Below are 17,136 nucleotides of genomic sequence, written 5' to 3' on the forward strand. Positions count from 1 at the left end.
TTTTATGTTTCGCCTGTGCTTTATTTTTTGTATTGTTTTGTTTTCTTCATTAGCAAATGCTGTACAAATCTCTCGATTATCACCCGCTGAAGGGCTCTCCCAGAGTTACGTAAATACACTGTTAATTGATCAGCAGGGGTATTTATGGTTGTCAACAGAGGGAGGGCTTAACCGTTATGATGGCTATCAAGTTTTAGAGGTAGAGGGGCCTGACGGGGTGCTTGATAAAGTGCAGGTTAACTATATTTATCAGGATAATTCAGGCAGTGTGTGGATCACTACTTCCATCGCAGGGTTACTGCGTTATGACCCTACGACCGACCGCTACCGAAAGTACATTGAGCCTCCCTCAACGGAGGGAGAGTTTTACAACAATATGGTTGACTTAGTGCTAACCAAAGATGATCAGCATATGTGGGCGGTCAGAACAAATGAAGTGGCGACACTTGATATTCGTTCTGGTCGATTAGTGACAGAAGTTACCCTGCCATTGAATGAAGACAATGGCTTTATTAGAGCTGTTAATCAACATCAAGATATTTTATTTATTGCTACATCAGAGCGCTTGTTTGCGTATCATTTACCAACAAAAAAACTGCGTCAGCTTGAGCACATTTCGGATGTTGCACATCCTTATCAAACTAACACTAAATCGCTATTTATTCTCAATAATAACAAGCTGCTGCTTGGCGCAGTTGAGGGTATGTATGAGCTTGATATCTCGCAACTGCTGCAAGATTTTGACGCCAAGGTAACATTTAAAACGCTACTTCCTGATTTGAATATCTGGAAAATACTTCAGCACGATCAGCAAACCTTGCTGCTCGGAACAGATAAGGGACTCGTTTATTACGATATTTCCGAGGGTACGGCAGTTCGTGATAAGCGTTTATCGTCAAGTGTATTTCTTCCCTCAAATACCAGTGTGATCGACATTGCAAAAGATGACCACGGCGGGATCTGGGTTGCGACCAAAGAGGATGGTGCATTTTACTTACCGGATAGCACCTTAGCCTTTGACAATGTTAGCGATTTGACCGTAACGGGCGAAGGCTTCTCGCACAGCAATGTTTGGGCAATGCACGAAACGCGAGACTATATTTGGTTAGCCACAAATGATGGCTTAACCCGGTACGACCCAAAAACGAGAGAGACCAAACAGTTTTTTAAAGGATATATGGGTGATGATATTCTCTCTGAGTTTATTGTATGGAGGATAGCTCAATACAAAGATAAATTGTGGCTAACTACCGTAAAAGGCCTATTTTTATTCGATCCCGTTACACATAAGTTAACTAGGCCAAAAGCAAATAACGCGCAAGACCAAGAGATATTAACCGCTTTTGTCAAAGGTGGACAGCTATTAAATAATGGTAAGTTCTACTTTGTGAATAGCGATAAAGGAATGTTTGTTTATGATATAGATAGCGCAGAATTAACGCATTTAAAGCAATCTTTTGAAGGCGTTGATCCGTTTCTTGCTTATGGCTTTTATCCACCTTTGCCAAACGATTTAACCAAGCCACTCTATTATAATGCGGGGGTGCTATTTCAGTACGACCCACAGCGTGAAACACTAACAGAAATATACAAAGCCCCAAAAGCAAACAAGCACCTTGCGGTGGACATCACCACATATACGATAGATAAAAATAACATCTTGTGGTTGTCTTTATCTTCGTTTGGTTTAATCGGTATGACATTAGACGGTTACGAGCCAATTTATAATATTGACTTAAAAGCACATAAAATAGATACATTGATGTACGAAATGCGCCAAGATGACGAGGGTATGATATGGATGTCTTCACACAAGGGGATTTGGCGGCTTGACCCAGATAATTTGCACCTGCAACAATTTACTACCGAAGATGGCATTCTCTCTAATGAATTTAATGGCGGTGCCTCTGTGGTGTTGCAAGATGGTAGGATTGGCTACGGCATGCTCAAGGGCTTTGTGCTTTTTGCTCCTGAGGATAACCGCCCTAAAAAACCGCTGTTGGATCATGTCAATATTACCAGTGTGGACTTAATTTCTCGGCCAAATCAAAAAGCGGGTTTGAAGCAGTTTGAGCATATAGAATTAGAACATGACGATATTGGCTTAGAGGTGTCTTTCTCAGCAATGGCATTTAGCTATCAAGATAGGATCATCTATGAATACCAGATATCGGGTGGTCAAAAAATCCTGAGCCGCAATCAAAATCGAGTTGTTTTTCCTAAATTGAATCCCGGTGAGTACGCACTAAAAGTATGGGCAAAAGACCCCCTTACTGGCGACTATACGCCTCCTGCAAAATTGACGATAAAGGTTAATTATCCTGCGTGGCGCTCACCAGTTGCGATAGCGGGTTATGTGTTTTTAACGCTGATGCTATTGTCGCTTTGGAGTTATCGAAAATATCGCGTTGAGCAGCTTATCTTAGCTGCTCACAAAGCCACACAAGATCGTGAGGCTCGGCTAAAAATGGCACTTGAAGGAAGTAACTCAGGGGTATGGGAGTGGCATGCTGGGAGCACGTTAATTTATCAACCGAGACTTATCAATGAACTAGATTACGATCTTGAAAGTGTCGGACTTGACGATTATCTGCAAAAAATACATCCCGCAGATAGGGCAATGTTCAGACTACAGTGGCTAGAGTTTGTGACTACAAATAAAGGGTTTATCGATTGTACATACCGCCTAAAAGACAGCCAAGGGCAATGGCGATGGTATAAAGACTTTGGCAAAGTGCTGGAATGGGAAGATGGTAATCCCACTCAAGTAGCTGGAACTTATACTAACTTGACGCGTGAACGTTTATTTGAGGAGCGGGCAGCACTATTTGGCGCTGCATTTGAGCAAACTCGTGATTGGGTCATGATCCTAGACAAAAATTTACGTATTCAAGTATGCAATAGAGCGATGCAAAATGCTTTCAACTTGGAGTCAATCCCATCTTCTAGTACTGCCGTGAAACTTGGTGTATCGCGGCAAAAGCGCATAATGTATCTGCGAAAAACGATGGCTTTGGCTGTGCACCAACACATTAGCTCCGAAGAGGTTGTAACCCTACCAAATGGTGATGAACGTGATGTTTTAGTGAAAATATCTGCAGTAGCCAATAGCGAGGGGGAGTTACACAGCTATGTGGTGGTGTTAACAGATATTAGTCAACAAAAGCGCAGCGAAAAAGAACTATATCAATTAGCTAATTATGATTTACAAACTAACCTGCTCAACAAAGCGCTATTGATGGATAGAGTGCAACATGTGATTAAGCAATCTCAAGTTCACCCAACTCAACATGCTTTGCTGGTTATCAAGTTTAGCCGTTTGCAACACCTTCATGATATTTACGGTACAGATTTTGTGGCCGAATTATTACCCTTGCTGGCGAAAAAGCTACGTTGTTGTTTTCGTGAATTAGACAGCTTAGCCATTGGTCAAGACAAGTTGTTTTATGTATTGATGGAGGGATTAGATCACCCTGAACAGGTTCAGCAGTATGTGCAGTGCCTACTTCACTCTTTTGCCAACCCATTTAATGTGTCAGGTCAAAGTGTAGCAATGCAGCCTGTTATTGGAATTGCAATGTATCCTGATGATGCCTTAGATGCTTTTGCCCTGAGCCAAGCGGCAAAAGCAGCACTTGATCATGTGCTCATAAAACAAGTCTCAGCTTATCAATTCTTCCGTGAAGAAATGAACGGCAAAGTAAGGCGCTCACGGGAAGTCGAACAAGCATTGATGAACGCGCTAAAAAACAACCAGTTCAGTAATCACTACCAACCTATCGTCGATGTTCAAAGTGGCAAGTTGCTAGGTTTTGAGTCTTTGTTGCGTTGGCCTGACAATGATGAGTTTTGTGCCCAAGAATTTGCGTTAGCCGCTGAACAAACAGGTGTAGTGACAGAGCTTACACTACAGACACTATCGCGGGCGCTAATCGAGTTGAGACACTGGCAAACCATACAACCAGATGTATATGTATCTGTTAACTTATCTGCGATTAACTTTGACTATGAAGGGCTCGTTGAAGAGATAGCAAGTCTGTTGCAGCGCAGTAAAGTGGACGGGAGATATGTGACGTTTGAAATTACAGAAACCGCGATGCTGAGCAACATTGAAAGTGCAGTAGAAGTTATGAAGGCGCTCAAGTCAATGGGTTGCAGCATTTATATGGATGATTTCGGCACTGGATATGCCTCATTGACTTACTTGCAGCAGTTGCCACTTGATGCAATAAAAATAGATAAGCAGTTTATTGAGCAAATTTCAGAGCAACCAGAGAGTTATTTAATTGTTCGCTCGTGTGTGAATCTAGCCCATGGGTTAGGGCTTTTGTGTGTTGCTGAAGGTGTAGAGAGCGATGTTCAACTGCAAAGAATAACAGCAGAGCATGTTGATCACTATCAGGGATACCGATATAGTCCCGCGGTAGCTGGCGAGCAAGTGGCTGAGATGCTAAAAATGCAGCAGCGGCTATAGCCGCTTGCCGCAATGACGACAATACATGTGATGCACACGTTGGCTTGCCATTAGTTTAATGGCTTGGTTGGCTTCTAGCTGGCTCAGCCCTAATTCAAGTCTTAACGCTTCTAGGTGTTCTTTTTCATTCTTATCAACCTCACCATCCACTAAAGCATGTAGCACAGCCTCATGAAAGGCATCTCTGCGCTTTCGCATCTGATCTGCAAAGCTTGATGCCAACAACCCTGTGGGGATCGCCACCATTCCCATACTGAGTAAGGTGATCACACCACCAAAAAATTGTCCTAATGGGGTTATAGGGACAACATCACCATAACCTACAGTGGTGAGTGTCGCCATCGCCCACCACATTGACTTGGGAATTGAGCCAAACTTATCCGGCTGGACATCATGCTCAATTAAATAAATACCGCAAGAAGCCATAATGAGCACAACACTCATAATAAAAAATGCTGCTAACAAAGAACTAGACTCTTCTTTAAATGCTGCGAGTAATAGTTGCATTGCTCTTGAGTAACGCGTGAGTTTAAAAATTCTCAGTAAGCGGATCACCCTTAAAAAACGCAAATCAAAGGCAATAAATGCCATTAAAATAGTGGGTAATATTGCGATTAGATCGATCAGCGCAAGAGGTGATACTAAATACTTAAGGCGCTTTTTCCAGTTTGGTAAATCAAGGTGGCGATAGTCGAGTTTATCTACACAGCACCATAGCCTGAGCAGATATTCCACTGCGAATATGGCAACGCTGACAAGCTCCAGGGTGAGAAAGTAATAATGATATGCCTTCGCTAAGTCTCGCTCAGATTCAAGTACAATCGCGACAACATTCGTAAGAATGAGAGTAATAAGAAATATATCAACCGCGCGACCAACTTTGCGATATTTACCTGTTGCTTCTAAAACCGCAGCGGTTTTTTCTCTGATGTGAAGTTGCATCAAAATGCTAGCTCTCCAAACCCTATTTGATACCAATTTGACTTAATACTTGCTCAATTTGAGGGAGTAAATCTGACGCTAACAGCGTTAAAAACTTCTCATTTAGAACAACTAAATAGCAAAATTTTAGCCTTGCCTACACGGATGTAGGTACCTTGGCGATAGCAGGACGCGGTAGCGGAGTTATCGACAAGATTTTCTCGCCTCAAAATAGACCACTTAATTAAGCAAATTGGTATGATTAAAAATGTAACACCATCTGGATGGTGCCTTCTTCGAAATCTCGCGAAACCGTAAATCCAAGTTTTTTGGCAAGGCCTATCATGCCACTATTTTCCGGTAACGTGATCCCTTCAATACTCTCAACGCCTTGTTTTCGGCAGTGCGTGATAGCCGCTTCCATGAGAATCCTGCCAAGTCCCAACCCCTGACAATCAGAACGCACGACCACGGCAAACTCTGCAACTAAATTATCAGGATCCATCAAGACTCTAGACACCCCTAGTGTTTGGTAGCTAGATTTATTCGGTATAGTGACAATAAAGGCCATCTCACGGTCGTAATCAATTTGTGTCATTTTTGCCAACTGATCATGGTTAAACTGCGGTAATTCACCGAAGAAACGCCGATATCTATCCTCTTTAGTCAAAGATTGATCGAACTCTTGATGAGCTCGCTCGTCTTCAGGACGAATAGGGCGCAGTGTTGCGGGGCGGCCACCTTTTAAGGTGACGGTGCTGACCAACTCCTTAGGATATGGGCGTATTGCAAGACGCTTACGTCCTGCAACTGGCTGATAACGTTTCAAGGAGATAGTGGCGTCTAATACCTGAAACTGTCCCGAGCAGGCTAGTATGGGATTGAGCTCCATATCTCTAATATCGGGCTGATCAACCACCATTTGCGACACTCTAGTGAGTAAGGCACACAGGCGATATTTGTCTACCTTCTCAGGTAAAGCGCGCTCCTTTATGACGCCTTTATCGTGAGCTGCGGCAATAAGGTATTTGGCAAGGTTCATATTCAAAGGCGGTAAAGCTACTGCTGCTTGTGAAAAGTTTAAGCCGGTACCAGCTTCGCCTAATAAGATCACTGGACCAACACCAGGCTCGGTCTTAACCGCAATTCTTAATTCTTGCCCACCAGCACGTTTTGCCATTCTTTGTAATGAAAAGCCCTCAATTTCGGCATCGGGTGCAGCTTCACGGATCCGCAGCAGCATGGCAAATGCAGTTTGTTCAACTTCTTCAGCATCATTGAGGTTAAGTACTACGCCTCCGACTTCAGATTTAGAGGGAATATCATGACTAATGAGTTTAAGCGCAACTGGAAATCCTAGTCTCTGAGCTTGTTCTTTTGCTTCCGAGGGGGTTAAGGCAACTCTTGTTTCGATACACTCTACATCGTAATTGGCAAGTATTTGGGATGCCTGATGTGTTGCAAGTTTAGCGGCACCAGCATGTAAAAACTCATTGATCAGCGTTTTACTCTGTTTATGCTGAAGGTGAGTCTCATCACTGTAAGATTCTGGTGTTTGGGTGAGGTGCTTTTGGTTACGACGATAGCTAACTAAGTGCATAAATGCACCGACAGCTCCCTCCGGCGTGCGATAAGTTGGGATTTTTGCATTAGCGCAGACGAGCCTTGCCGCGTAAGCGGCTTCTTCTCCCATAAAGTTTGTCATTACATAAGGGCGTGCCATTTTTGGAATTTTAGCCAAGGTTTCGGCAATAATTTCGGCATAGGCCGTACTTGGAGCTAAGGCTGAAGGAGTATGAATGATCAGTAAATTTTTAACTTCATCTGCCTTGAGCAAAATCTCTAGCGCCTGTTGGTAGCGCTTTGGTGAGGAATCGCCAAAAATATCGATGGGGTTGCAAGCATGATCGGTCTGTGGGATCAGGGCGCTAAGTGCTTGCTTAGTCTGCTCACTGAGCACGGCTAATTTGCCGGAGTTTTGCAGCAGCGTATCCACTGCCATAATGCCAGGGCCACCGCCATTGGTTAATATAGTTAGCTGTTCTACTTGCAGCAATTTGGGGTGCAGGGCAAGGGTTTGAGTGGCAGCAAATAGCTCTCTAAGATCATTTACCCTCAGCATACCTGCGCGCTGAAACATGGCATCATACACAGCATCATCCGAGGTATTGCCTCCGGTATGATTGAGAGCGGCAATAGCACCAGCTTTGGTTTTTCCCGTTTTTATAGCAATCACAGGTTTACTAAAGGCCGCCGCTCTTGCTGCGGAGATAAACCGCCTAACATCATCGATATTATCAATATAAAGTAATATGGCCTGTGTCTTCGGATCGCGACCTAAAAAATCAAGTAACTCATCAAAGTCAATATCAAGACAATCCCCGACAGAAACAAAATAGGAAAAACCAATTTTTTTATGCTGTGCCCAATCTAAAATAGTGGAACAGACAGCCGCAGATTGTGAAATAAAGGCGAGCTTTCCAGGTGCTGCTACAGTATGAGAAAAGCTGGCATTAATTCCCAAATGAGGAATTAATAATCCAAGGCAGTTTGGGCCAAGTAATGTTACTTTTGCTTCTTTGGCTGCTTCTTTTAGCTGTTGTTTATGCTGATTATCAAGACCTGCGGCAATAATAACAGCATGTTGACAGCCTATTTCTCCCAGTTCGGTGATTATTTTAATCAGCGTTTGTTTGTTGGTGGCTATGACGGCGAGGTCGGGGACTTTCGGAAGCTGTTTGATGGTTTCATAAGCCAGTACACCATGCACCGCCACGTGTTTTGGGCTAACAGGCATAATTGGCCCTTTAAATCCGCCTTGAAGCAAGTTGCGCATCACGATAAAGCCAGCGCGATCAGGGTGGTTAGAGGCCCCAATTACGGCAATTGATTTTGGGTTAAAAAATTGGCTAATGCGTTTTACGCTCATATTGATTCCTAATTCAGCCTCGGCTCATATCTATCACTCTACCATTTTGCTGGCAGTTTTCGAGCGCTACAGTGGTAGACTTTGATCTACCCCCGTTATAATACCAATTAGATTTAATACTCGCTCAATTTGAAGGAGCCACTCTGACGCTGACTAGGTCAGGTTTTTTCACCCTAAGATAGCGCACTTAATTAAGCAAATAGGTTTAAGAGTTTGAAAGTCACAACGAAGGCATAACCCCGAGGATAGAAAGATGTCGACTATGAGTAAATATTTAGCCCCAGCCGCGCTATTATCACTGGCAGTGGTGATAAGTAGTTGGTTGATAAAAGACACCATTATTGCAGTAAAAGGCATGGAGCGAACCGTTAGTGTGAAGGGCTTATCTGAACAAGAAGTCAAAGCAGATACGGTAATTTGGCCGGTGTTTTATCGTGATGCCGATAACGACCTTGAAACGCTTGTTGAGCGCACCGAAAAGAAAAATGCAGCCATTCGGGCATTTCTAACCTTGCAGGGGTTTGATGCGTCTGAGCTATCGGTGTCGGCACCTTCTATCACAGACAAATATGCTCAAGAGTATGGCCAAAATAATCAAGGGTTTCGTTATGTAGCAAAGGCCGGAGTCACGGTATATTCTAATAATCCTGATAAAGTCTCCCGAGCATTGGGTCAGCTGAATGAACTGGCAAAACAAGGTATTGCTATCACTAAAGATGACTATCAAAATCGAGTAGAGTATTTGTTTACTGGTCTTAATGATATTAAGCCTGAAATGGTGCAAGAAGCGACGCAAAAAGCGCGAGAAGTGGCGGTAAAATTTGCTAAAGATTCTGACTCTGTGCTTGGCAAAATAAAATCGGCAAGGCAAGGGCAGTTTAGTATTCGTGACCGAGACAGTAACACACCACAAATTAAAATCGTGCGCGTGGTAACGAGTGTGGAATATTACTTATCCGATTAAAACGCGTTTATTACGCGGCTAAGCGAGCAAAAATGACAAATTCGTCAAACAAGCAAAGCTCCTTCTATCAAAGGGGTTTTTCTTGTTTATTTCTTGCCAATTAATAACTCGTTTTCGATTGGTATAAACTCACTGGCAGCACGGATTAAAGAAGCAGCGGTAAGTTGCGGCACGCCGTAAACTTCAACTCGAGTATGGTATTTATCTCTAAGTTTACTGGCGAGTAAATCAAAGTCACCATCACCAGTAACTAGAATTATCACATCGGACTTTGCTGCGCACTCCATCGCATCTATTGTAATGCCAACGTCCCAATCACACTTCGCTGATCCATCGGCACGTTGAATATAAGGCTTTAATTTCACCTCAAAGCCTATTGCTCGTAAGATATTCTGGAACTGTCTTTGTTTATCATCACCTCGTTCGCTGGAATAGGCAATGGCTTGATATACCTCGCGATCAGCCGTTGCTTTGCGCCAAAACGCATTATAGTCAAAGCCCGTTTGGTAGGCTTGCTTGGTGGTGTAATAAACATTTTGAGCATCGACTAAAATGGTGACTTTTTCCATAACGGACTCTTAGCAATAGGTTTGCTTTATGATAGCAAGATTAGCGCTTGTTTAGCCATTTAGTCATCGCGGCATCATAGGCTTTTTTAATGGCTCCGCCATCGCAAGGGCGGGGCGCAGTACGCCAATTCTTATTTAACCCCTCCGGTGTCGGAATACTCGGATCGGGCCTAACCTCAGCATAACACAGGCCATTTTCACGGTAGACGGTGTATTGAGGCGTAGACTCGAGTTGTTCTCTTTGCATGCTCGCAGCGGTAGTTTGATGCCTTTTAGGCACGGTGATCCGCTGCGGCTTTGCTTGATTTGGGCTAAGAACACTATCACTGGCCGAGCGCTCTAAAAGTTGCTGGCGAAATTGCGAGATTGCTTTTCGATGATCTAGCTTTTTAGGTTGCGTGGTGACGGCCGTTTTGGCCACGTGCTTGGTTGTATTTTCAACCGCTGGCTTTGTTGGGTCTACTTGTGTCGCTTTTGGTACTTCGACTACATTGTCCTGCTGTGTCGGTTTTAACTCTTTTACTGGCTTATCCTCAGTGATCGCCGGGGTCTTAACAGGCTCCGACTTAGGCTTAGTAGGCTCAATAACCAAATAGGTTTTCATTGCTTTAATTGGCAACGGCTTTGAGGGGACGTAGGTACTTTGCTGCAGGTACCACCCGAGCAGTAGATGCAGCAAAATAGAGCCGATGATGGTGAAACTAATCAGGTTGTTTTGGAGCAGCCGCATTATTCTTATTAAATCCTTGAGTCGTGCGGAGTTAGAGTTTAATAAAGGCTTAATTGTTCCCTCAATAGGCAAATTAATCTGTGACTAATTGTGCGGAAATATGTTTTAGCAAGGTGAGTTCACGTAAAACGGACATCCCTTTGTTATTTGCATCATTGAGTTTTGCTTCGTTATGCGCGATGGCTTGGTTTATATTGATCCACACCGGTTTCATACCATTGGCGTGTTCATAATCCTCCATGGTAGGGGTATCAAATTCGCCACAAATCTCACAAACATAGCAATAAGAGATTATATGTATATTGTCATGATCGGGTTTATACCAAGGGCGGTACTCTTCATAGCGGCCAAACGGCGTCACCCCTGTGATGGATACTGCACCCGTTTCTTCTTTTAGCTCGCGCTCCAATGCTGCTTCTAAGCTTTCACCCTCGTCGACGCCACCACCTGGTAGGGTGTAATCGTCATAACGCTTGGTGTAAAGCAGTAAAATATCACTACCCCTAAGGACGATAGCGCGAGCGGTTTTTCTGGTAAAACAAGTACCCTGAAGTGGAATGGCTGGAGTAGTATTAAGGTTCTGCATGGGGTTTAACTTCAATCTAGATAATTAAGGATAGTGTGATAAGGCGATACGCTAAGCCTCAGCGTATCGCGATTGGATGGTCTAAAATGGTGCTGGATACGCTTTGAATACAGTATCAATCTCTGCTAAGGCTTCTGCACACAAGGGAGTTTCAAACGCGTGAATATTTTCTTTAAGTTGTGCCATGGTCGTAGCGCCAATTATGGTTGAAGTCACGCCATCGACTTGGTTGCACCATGCCAGTGCCAGCTGAGCCGAGGTCATATTGAATTCGTTGGCAATGTCTACATATTTGGCAACGGCTTCTTGAGCTAATTGCGTGTCTCTGAATAAGCCCTGTCGTTGTACCAAAGTCCAGCGGCTGCCTTCGGGTCTTGCGCCGCCTAAATACTTACCACTTAGCATTCCGCTGGCAAGCGGTGACCAAGGTAAATAGGCAATATCTTCGTTCACACAGCTCTCAATGAGGTATGGCCAATCCTTTGCGTGTAACAAGCTAAATTCATTTTGAATAGAGACAGGCTTTGGCAAATTGTGTTGTTTGGCCAAGTTAAGATAGGTGTGAATTCCCCATGGCGTATCATCTGAAAGACCCCAATGGTTAATTTTTCCGGCTTGAATACATGTTGCTAGCCCCTCTAAAATATCTAACATCCCCTCACGTTCTTCATCACTGTTAAGAGCTGTGAGTGGCAACATACCAGGCCATTGCTTACCAAAGTGCGGGGAGGTGCGATTTGGCCAGTGTAACTGATACAGGTCTATGTAGTCGGTATTTAGGCGCGCTAAAGAATCGTCTACGGCTTGGATCACGGCCTTACCTGTAATGGCATTACCTTCACGGATCCAAGGTAAGCCAGCACCTGCAATTTTTGTTGCAACAACGAGCTTCTCGCGCTTTTCTTGATGGCGTTTTAGCCAGTTACCTATGATAGCCTCGGTTTTACCATAGGTATCTGGTGATGGGGGAACTGCATACATTTCAGCGGTATCAATGAAGTTAATACCACGGCTTAGTGCATAATTGATCTGCTCGTCGGCATCATGCTGGTTGTTTTGTACGCCCCAAGTCATGCTTCCAAGACAAATGCGTGAAACTTCAAGTGGGCTACTACCAAGTCGTGAGTACTTCATGCAGGCTCCTGATTAATTACTGAATGATTAAATATAGCCAAAGTAACGGATCTAGTGCTTTGAACTGTATTGATATTGTTAGCATTATCTCTGTTTTGCAGTGCAACTTGCAACAGACATCCACACAAGTATAGTCCAGATCATTGTGACCTATGTTCAAGATTGCAACAGTTGCAAAATTAGCACATAATAAATACTGTTTATTTAGACAGTGTTTTGGCGTGCGTAAATTTATTCATATTGATATGGACGCGTTCTACGCCTCGGTAGAAATGCGTGATAATCCAGAGCTTGCAAAAGTACCTATGGCTATCGGTGGACGAAGTCACCGTGGGGTACTATCGACGGCAAATTATATTGCCCGGCAATATGGGGTGCGCTCTGCTATGTCGAATTATCAAGCGAAAAAACTCTGCCCGCAGCTAGTCATAGTCCCTGGAAGAATGGACGTATACAAAGCAATTTCACAGCAAATTCGAGCTATCTTTTCTCGCTATACGCCGCTTATTGAGCCATTGTCTTTGGATGAAGCTTATCTTGATGTTACAGACTGCGAGCTATGTTGTGGTAGTGCGACCCTTATTGCTGAACAAATTCGAGCAGACATATTCAAAGAAACAGGTTTAACCGCTTCTGCTGGGATCGCACCGATTAAGTTTTTGGCTAAAATTGCCAGCGATGAAAACAAACCCAATGGTCAGTGTGTTATTCCACCTCACCAAGTGAGCGCTTTTATTGATGCGTTGCCCCTTAAAAAGATCCCTGGTGTAGGCAAAGTGACGCAACAGAAGCTTCTTGCGATGGGGCTTGAATATGGGAGTGATGTTAAAGCGCTATCTGAAGCGCAATTACGCCAGTCATTTGGTAAGTTTGGCACTGTGTTGTGGCGACGCTGCCAAGGTATAGATGAGCGTCGGGTTGAGACTGACCGAGTGCGCAAGTCTGTGGGGGTTGAGACTACTTTTGCAGAAGATACGCTCGACCTAGCTACGCTCAAGCAGGTCATCACAGAAAAGCTCTTGCCAGAGCTTACACGCCGAGCACAGCCTTATCTAACGCGTGGATTTAACAAGCTTGGTGTGAAAGTGAAATTTTACGATTTCACCCAAACTACAAAAGAGTGCCAATATCAACATATTGATCTGGCCATTTTTGAAGAGCTGCTGGTGGAAGCCATGTCACGGCAAAAATTTAAACCAGTTCGTCTGATAGGGTTGCATATTGGTTTAAATGAAAAACCGGGTGATCAAGCACAGCTTGGGCTTTTTGATGGTTAGACTAAAAGATAACTGCAAATAATTTATTTTATGCTAGCTTCGAAGTTGTCGTGGAACAAACTAATCACGCAATGTGCGTGTAATTAAAACAACAACAAGAGGTAAGCATTATGCAATCCATAATGATCGTACTTTTCGGCATTATAGGGATGTTATTTGGATGGTTTGTCTATTCCAAATTTATTGCTGAAAAAATCTTTAAAATGGATGACAACTTTGTCACGCCAGCTCATGAATTGGAAGATGGTGTTGACTATGTACCGACGAATAAAGTGGTACTATGGGGGCATCACTTTACTTCAGTCGCAGGTGCGGCACCAATTGTTGGTCCTGCTATTGCTGTTTATTGGGGCTGGGTGCCAGCGGTGCTTTGGGTTGTATTTGGCACTATATTTTTTGCTGGTGTTCATGATATGGGCGCGCTATGGGCAAGTGCTCGCCATAAAGGTAAATCGATGGGGGCGCTGTCTGAAAGCGTCATCGGTAAGCGTACTCGTTCATTGTTTATGATAGTGGTCTTCCTTGTACTGCTCATGGTTAATGCAGTATTCGGCGTGGTGATTGCAAACTCTTTTGTGGGTAATCCTAATGCGGTATTCCCAGCTTGGTCGGCTATTGTTGTAGCGCTTATCATCGGTCAATTGCTAAAACGAAAAGTGCCGCTAGTGCCGCTGTGTATTATCGGAGTTATTGTGCTCTACGCGACCATTTATATGGGCAGTAGTATGCCGATTACCTTACCAACCGAAATGTTTGGCCTCGGTGATAAAGCAAACTGGATCATCATTTTATTTATGTATGCAGCGGTGGCATCATTACTACCTGTGTGGATGTTATTACAGCCACGTGATTTTATTAATGGTATGCAGTTGCTGGTTGGCTTGGTTTTATTATTTGGAGCGGTGTTTGTGGTGATGCCAGATATTACTGCACCGGCATTTAATACCCATACGGTCGAAAATACCCCTAGCATTATCCCGCTCCTATTCGTAACGATTGCCTGTGGTGCGGTATCTGGCTTCCACGGAATTGTCTCCTCAGGAACGAGTTCTAAACAACTAGACAAAGAAAAAGATGGCCGTTTTGTAGGTTACTTAGGAGCAGTTGGTGAAGGCTCATTAGCACTGATCACTTTGGTCGCCGTGAGTGGTGTGATGCTCGCAGTATCGCCAGAAGAGTGGCACGAAATTTATAGTCACCTTGGTGCCGGTAGCGTATCAGCCTTCATTAATGGTGGCTCAAACCTTATCAGTACGGGTTGGGGGTTACCAGTTGAAATCGCATCGACGCTACTTGCGGTTATGGTTGTTCTTTTTGCAGGCACGACGATGGACTCTGGCGTTAGGCTACAGCGCTATATTATCCAAGAGTGGGGCGAGATCTATAACATCAAGTTCTTGAACAACAGTATTGTCGCAACTTTATTTGCTGTAGGGTGTTGCTTGTTACTTGCCTTTGGCGCTGGTGGTGCATCGGGTAGTGGTGGTATGGTGATTTGGCCGCTGTTTGGTTCGACTAACCAAATCTTGGCAAGCTTAACTCTGCTGGTTATCTCAGTGTACCTTATCAAATTAGGGCGTCCCGCCAAGTACACTTTAATCCCAATGGTGTTCGTACTGGTAATGGCGTTCTTTGCTGGTGTGATCAAGCTAGGGGAATACTATCAAAAAGGCAACTGGCTGTTGGTTGTGCTTGACGTTATCGTGCTGGTGGTCAGTATTTTGGTGATGTTAGAAGCTTGGTCGGTGATAAGCAAAACCAAAGCAAAACCAGATGAAGCCCGTGATATGTCGTAGTTCCCTTGGAACTTACTCATAAATCACCTATAGTCGGCCCTAATTCTAATATAGAAAAGGGCCGTTTTTATGTCTTTTCCAATTGCATTACCTTGCAACACCTTATTTGAAAGCGATGCTGATGCTATCGTTGTTGTTACTCATGATATCCAAAATCTCGGCAGTGCACAGCTTGACGAAGTTGCGGCGCCATTTTTAGCCGTTGATGCACGTATTGCTCAAAAGGCAAGCTTACTTGTTTCAGACAAAGTGCCGGGCAACCGTTTAGTGATTGCACCAACTGGGCCACTTGATAGAGATTATGATGATGTGCGCCGTTTCTTTGAGGCAGCAAAAGCCGGCATTTTAGAAGCAAAAGCAGCAGGTGCTGTAAAACCTGTGCTTGCTGTTGTTAATGTGCCTGCCGATGCTCGTTACGAAAATGCTCGTGCTGTAAGCTTTTTAGGTGCATGCCAAGGCTTATGGCAGCCATTAGAAGCTCGTGAGTACCGTGGCGATGCAATTGAGCCAATCGAGGCGATTTATGTTTTTGAAGCGTCAGCACAAAGCTGCGATCAACTGAGCGCAATCGCGGCTGGTCAGTATGCTGCACGCGATTTATGTGGTACCGAGCCTGAGCGCATGGCACCGCCTCGTTTTGCTGACTACTGTGTTGAGCTGTTCCAAGGTTCAGCGGTAAGCGTTGAAGTCATCGCCGATCGCAAAATTATGGATCAGCAGTATCCTCTACTCAGTACTGTGGCGCGTGCGTCTTACGCCGTTGAACGCCATCACCCTCGTGTTGTAAAAATGGCATACGAGCCAGAAGGGGACATTGAGCGTACTCTTATTTTTGTTGGTAAAGGTCTTGTTTACGATACCGGTGGTGCCGACCTTAAAGTAGGTGGCTTTATGGCAGGCATGAGCCGAGATAAAGGTGGTGCGGCGTCAGTGGTTGGTTTTATGGAAGCAGTTGCTAAGTACCAGCCAAAAGGCGTTAAGGTTATTGCTTACCTTGCCGTGGTTCGTAACTCGATTGGTTCTGACTGTTTCGTACCAGATGAAATCATTGAGAGCAGGGAAGGGGTTCGCGTTCGTATTGGTAATACCGATGCGGAAGGTCGCTTGGCAATGGGCGACTTGCTCAGCGAAGCGAAAGACTTAGCTCTGGGTGAGAAAAACCCTGAGATCTTTACAGTTGCAACACTGACAGGTCATGCAGCACGCGCTATGGGTCCTTACAGTGCTTACGTTGAGAATGGTCCTGCACGAGCTGCACACGTATCTCGTAAGATTGCAGATATGGGAGACCTGTGGGCTGATTGCGCAGAAGTGTCCCGCAGCCGACGCGAAGATTATGATTTTGTCCAACCACGCACCCTGGCAGACGATGTACTATCGAGCAACAACGCACCATCGGCCGTGACAGCTCGTGGTCACCAATTCCCAATGGCATTTTTGGCAATTGTTGGTGGTTTAGACAAGCATGGCTGTAACGCCGAGTTGCCAATTCCGTATGTACATATGGATATTGCAGGTAGTGGTGTTGAAGGCGGAGACTGGCAGCATGGCAAGCCAACTGCTGCAACCGTAGCAAGCTTATTTGCAAGGTATTGTATTTAATACCAATTGAATTAATTCTATAATCAATTTGAAGGGTGAAATAGCATATTAGCTTCGTTAAAAATTTCTCATTTAGAACAACTAAATAGCAAAATTTTTGCCTTGCCTATATGGATATAGGTACCTTAGCGGTAGCAGGACGCGAGAGCGGTGC

Annotated in this window: 11 protein-coding genes; 5 read left to right on the forward strand and 6 right to left on the reverse strand. The window is 44.2% G+C overall.

Annotation, left to right across the window (positions count from 1 at the left end):
* Positions 1 to 4: 4 nt before the first annotated feature.
* Entirely contained in the window at positions 5 to 4,474 is a 4,470-nt protein-coding gene (locus F9Y84_RS00990) for an EAL domain-containing protein (RefSeq protein WP_147391276.1), read from the forward strand.
* Here the strand turns inward: F9Y84_RS00990 and F9Y84_RS00995 are convergent.
* Both F9Y84_RS00995 and F9Y84_RS01000 read right to left on the reverse strand, forming a co-directional pair.
* Complete coding sequence (locus F9Y84_RS00995) at positions 4,469 to 5,416, reverse strand: ion transporter (protein WP_128731002.1); 948 nt, start codon at positions 5,414 to 5,416, stop codon at positions 4,469 to 4,471. The genes F9Y84_RS00990 and F9Y84_RS00995 overlap by 6 nt on opposite strands.
* A gap of 241 nt (positions 5,417 to 5,657) precedes the next feature.
* Positions 5,658 to 8,324, reverse strand: a complete 2,667-nt coding sequence (locus tag F9Y84_RS01000; RefSeq protein WP_147391076.1) for a bifunctional acetate--CoA ligase family protein/GNAT family N-acetyltransferase — start codon at positions 8,322 to 8,324, stop codon at positions 5,658 to 5,660.
* A gap of 253 nt (positions 8,325 to 8,577) precedes the next feature.
* On the opposite strand from F9Y84_RS01000, the gene F9Y84_RS01005 reads away from it, so the two are divergent.
* Positions 8,578 to 9,288 carry an SIMPL domain-containing protein gene (locus F9Y84_RS01005; protein ID WP_147391077.1) on the forward strand — a complete coding sequence of 237 codons (711 nt, stop codon included), beginning with the start codon at positions 8,578 to 8,580 and terminating at the stop codon, positions 9,286 to 9,288.
* An 86-nt stretch (positions 9,289 to 9,374) separates the two neighbouring features.
* On the opposite strand, the gene F9Y84_RS01010 is transcribed toward F9Y84_RS01005, so the two are convergent.
* The 4 genes from F9Y84_RS01010 to F9Y84_RS01025 form a co-directional block, all read right to left on the reverse strand.
* Positions 9,375 to 9,857: a LabA-like NYN domain-containing protein gene (locus F9Y84_RS01010; protein WP_128731297.1), complete on the reverse strand. Its 483-nt coding sequence runs from the start codon at positions 9,855 to 9,857 to the stop codon at positions 9,375 to 9,377.
* A 40-nt stretch (positions 9,858 to 9,897) separates the two neighbouring features.
* The gene (locus F9Y84_RS01015) at positions 9,898 to 10,587 is read right to left on the reverse strand and encodes a hypothetical protein (RefSeq protein WP_147391078.1); all 690 of its coding nucleotides are present in this window, start codon (positions 10,585 to 10,587) and stop codon (positions 9,898 to 9,900) included.
* Between the two features lie 73 nt (positions 10,588 to 10,660).
* Entirely contained in the window at positions 10,661 to 11,173 is a 513-nt protein-coding gene (locus tag F9Y84_RS01020; RefSeq protein WP_147391079.1) for an NUDIX hydrolase, read from the reverse strand.
* A gap of 81 nt (positions 11,174 to 11,254) precedes the next feature.
* Entirely contained in the window at positions 11,255 to 12,307 is a 1,053-nt protein-coding gene (locus tag F9Y84_RS01025) for an aldo/keto reductase (protein ID WP_147391080.1), read from the reverse strand.
* A gap of 221 nt (positions 12,308 to 12,528) precedes the next feature.
* Here F9Y84_RS01025 and dinB point away from each other — a divergent pair, with 221 nt between their 5' ends.
* The 3 genes from dinB (at position 12,529) to F9Y84_RS01040 (ending at position 16,982) form a co-directional block, all read left to right on the forward strand.
* Positions 12,529 to 13,584, forward strand: a complete 1,056-nt coding sequence (gene dinB, locus F9Y84_RS01030; protein WP_444980666.1) for a DNA polymerase IV — start codon at positions 12,529 to 12,531, stop codon at positions 13,582 to 13,584.
* A 110-nt stretch (positions 13,585 to 13,694) separates the two neighbouring features.
* On the forward strand, positions 13,695 to 15,380 hold the full coding sequence (locus F9Y84_RS01035) for a carbon starvation CstA family protein (protein WP_147391082.1): 1,686 nt from the start codon (positions 13,695 to 13,697) through the stop codon (positions 15,378 to 15,380).
* A 69-nt stretch (positions 15,381 to 15,449) separates the two neighbouring features.
* A complete protein-coding gene (locus tag F9Y84_RS01040) occupies positions 15,450 to 16,982 on the forward strand; it encodes a M17 family metallopeptidase (RefSeq protein WP_147391083.1) in 1,533 nt (510 codons plus the stop codon).
* Positions 16,983 to 17,136: the final 154 nt, after the last annotated feature.

This window comes from Pseudoalteromonas peptidolytica (assembly GCF_012641745.1).
In the GTDB taxonomy this organism is placed as follows: Bacteria; Pseudomonadota; Gammaproteobacteria; order Enterobacterales; family Alteromonadaceae; genus Pseudoalteromonas; species Pseudoalteromonas peptidolytica.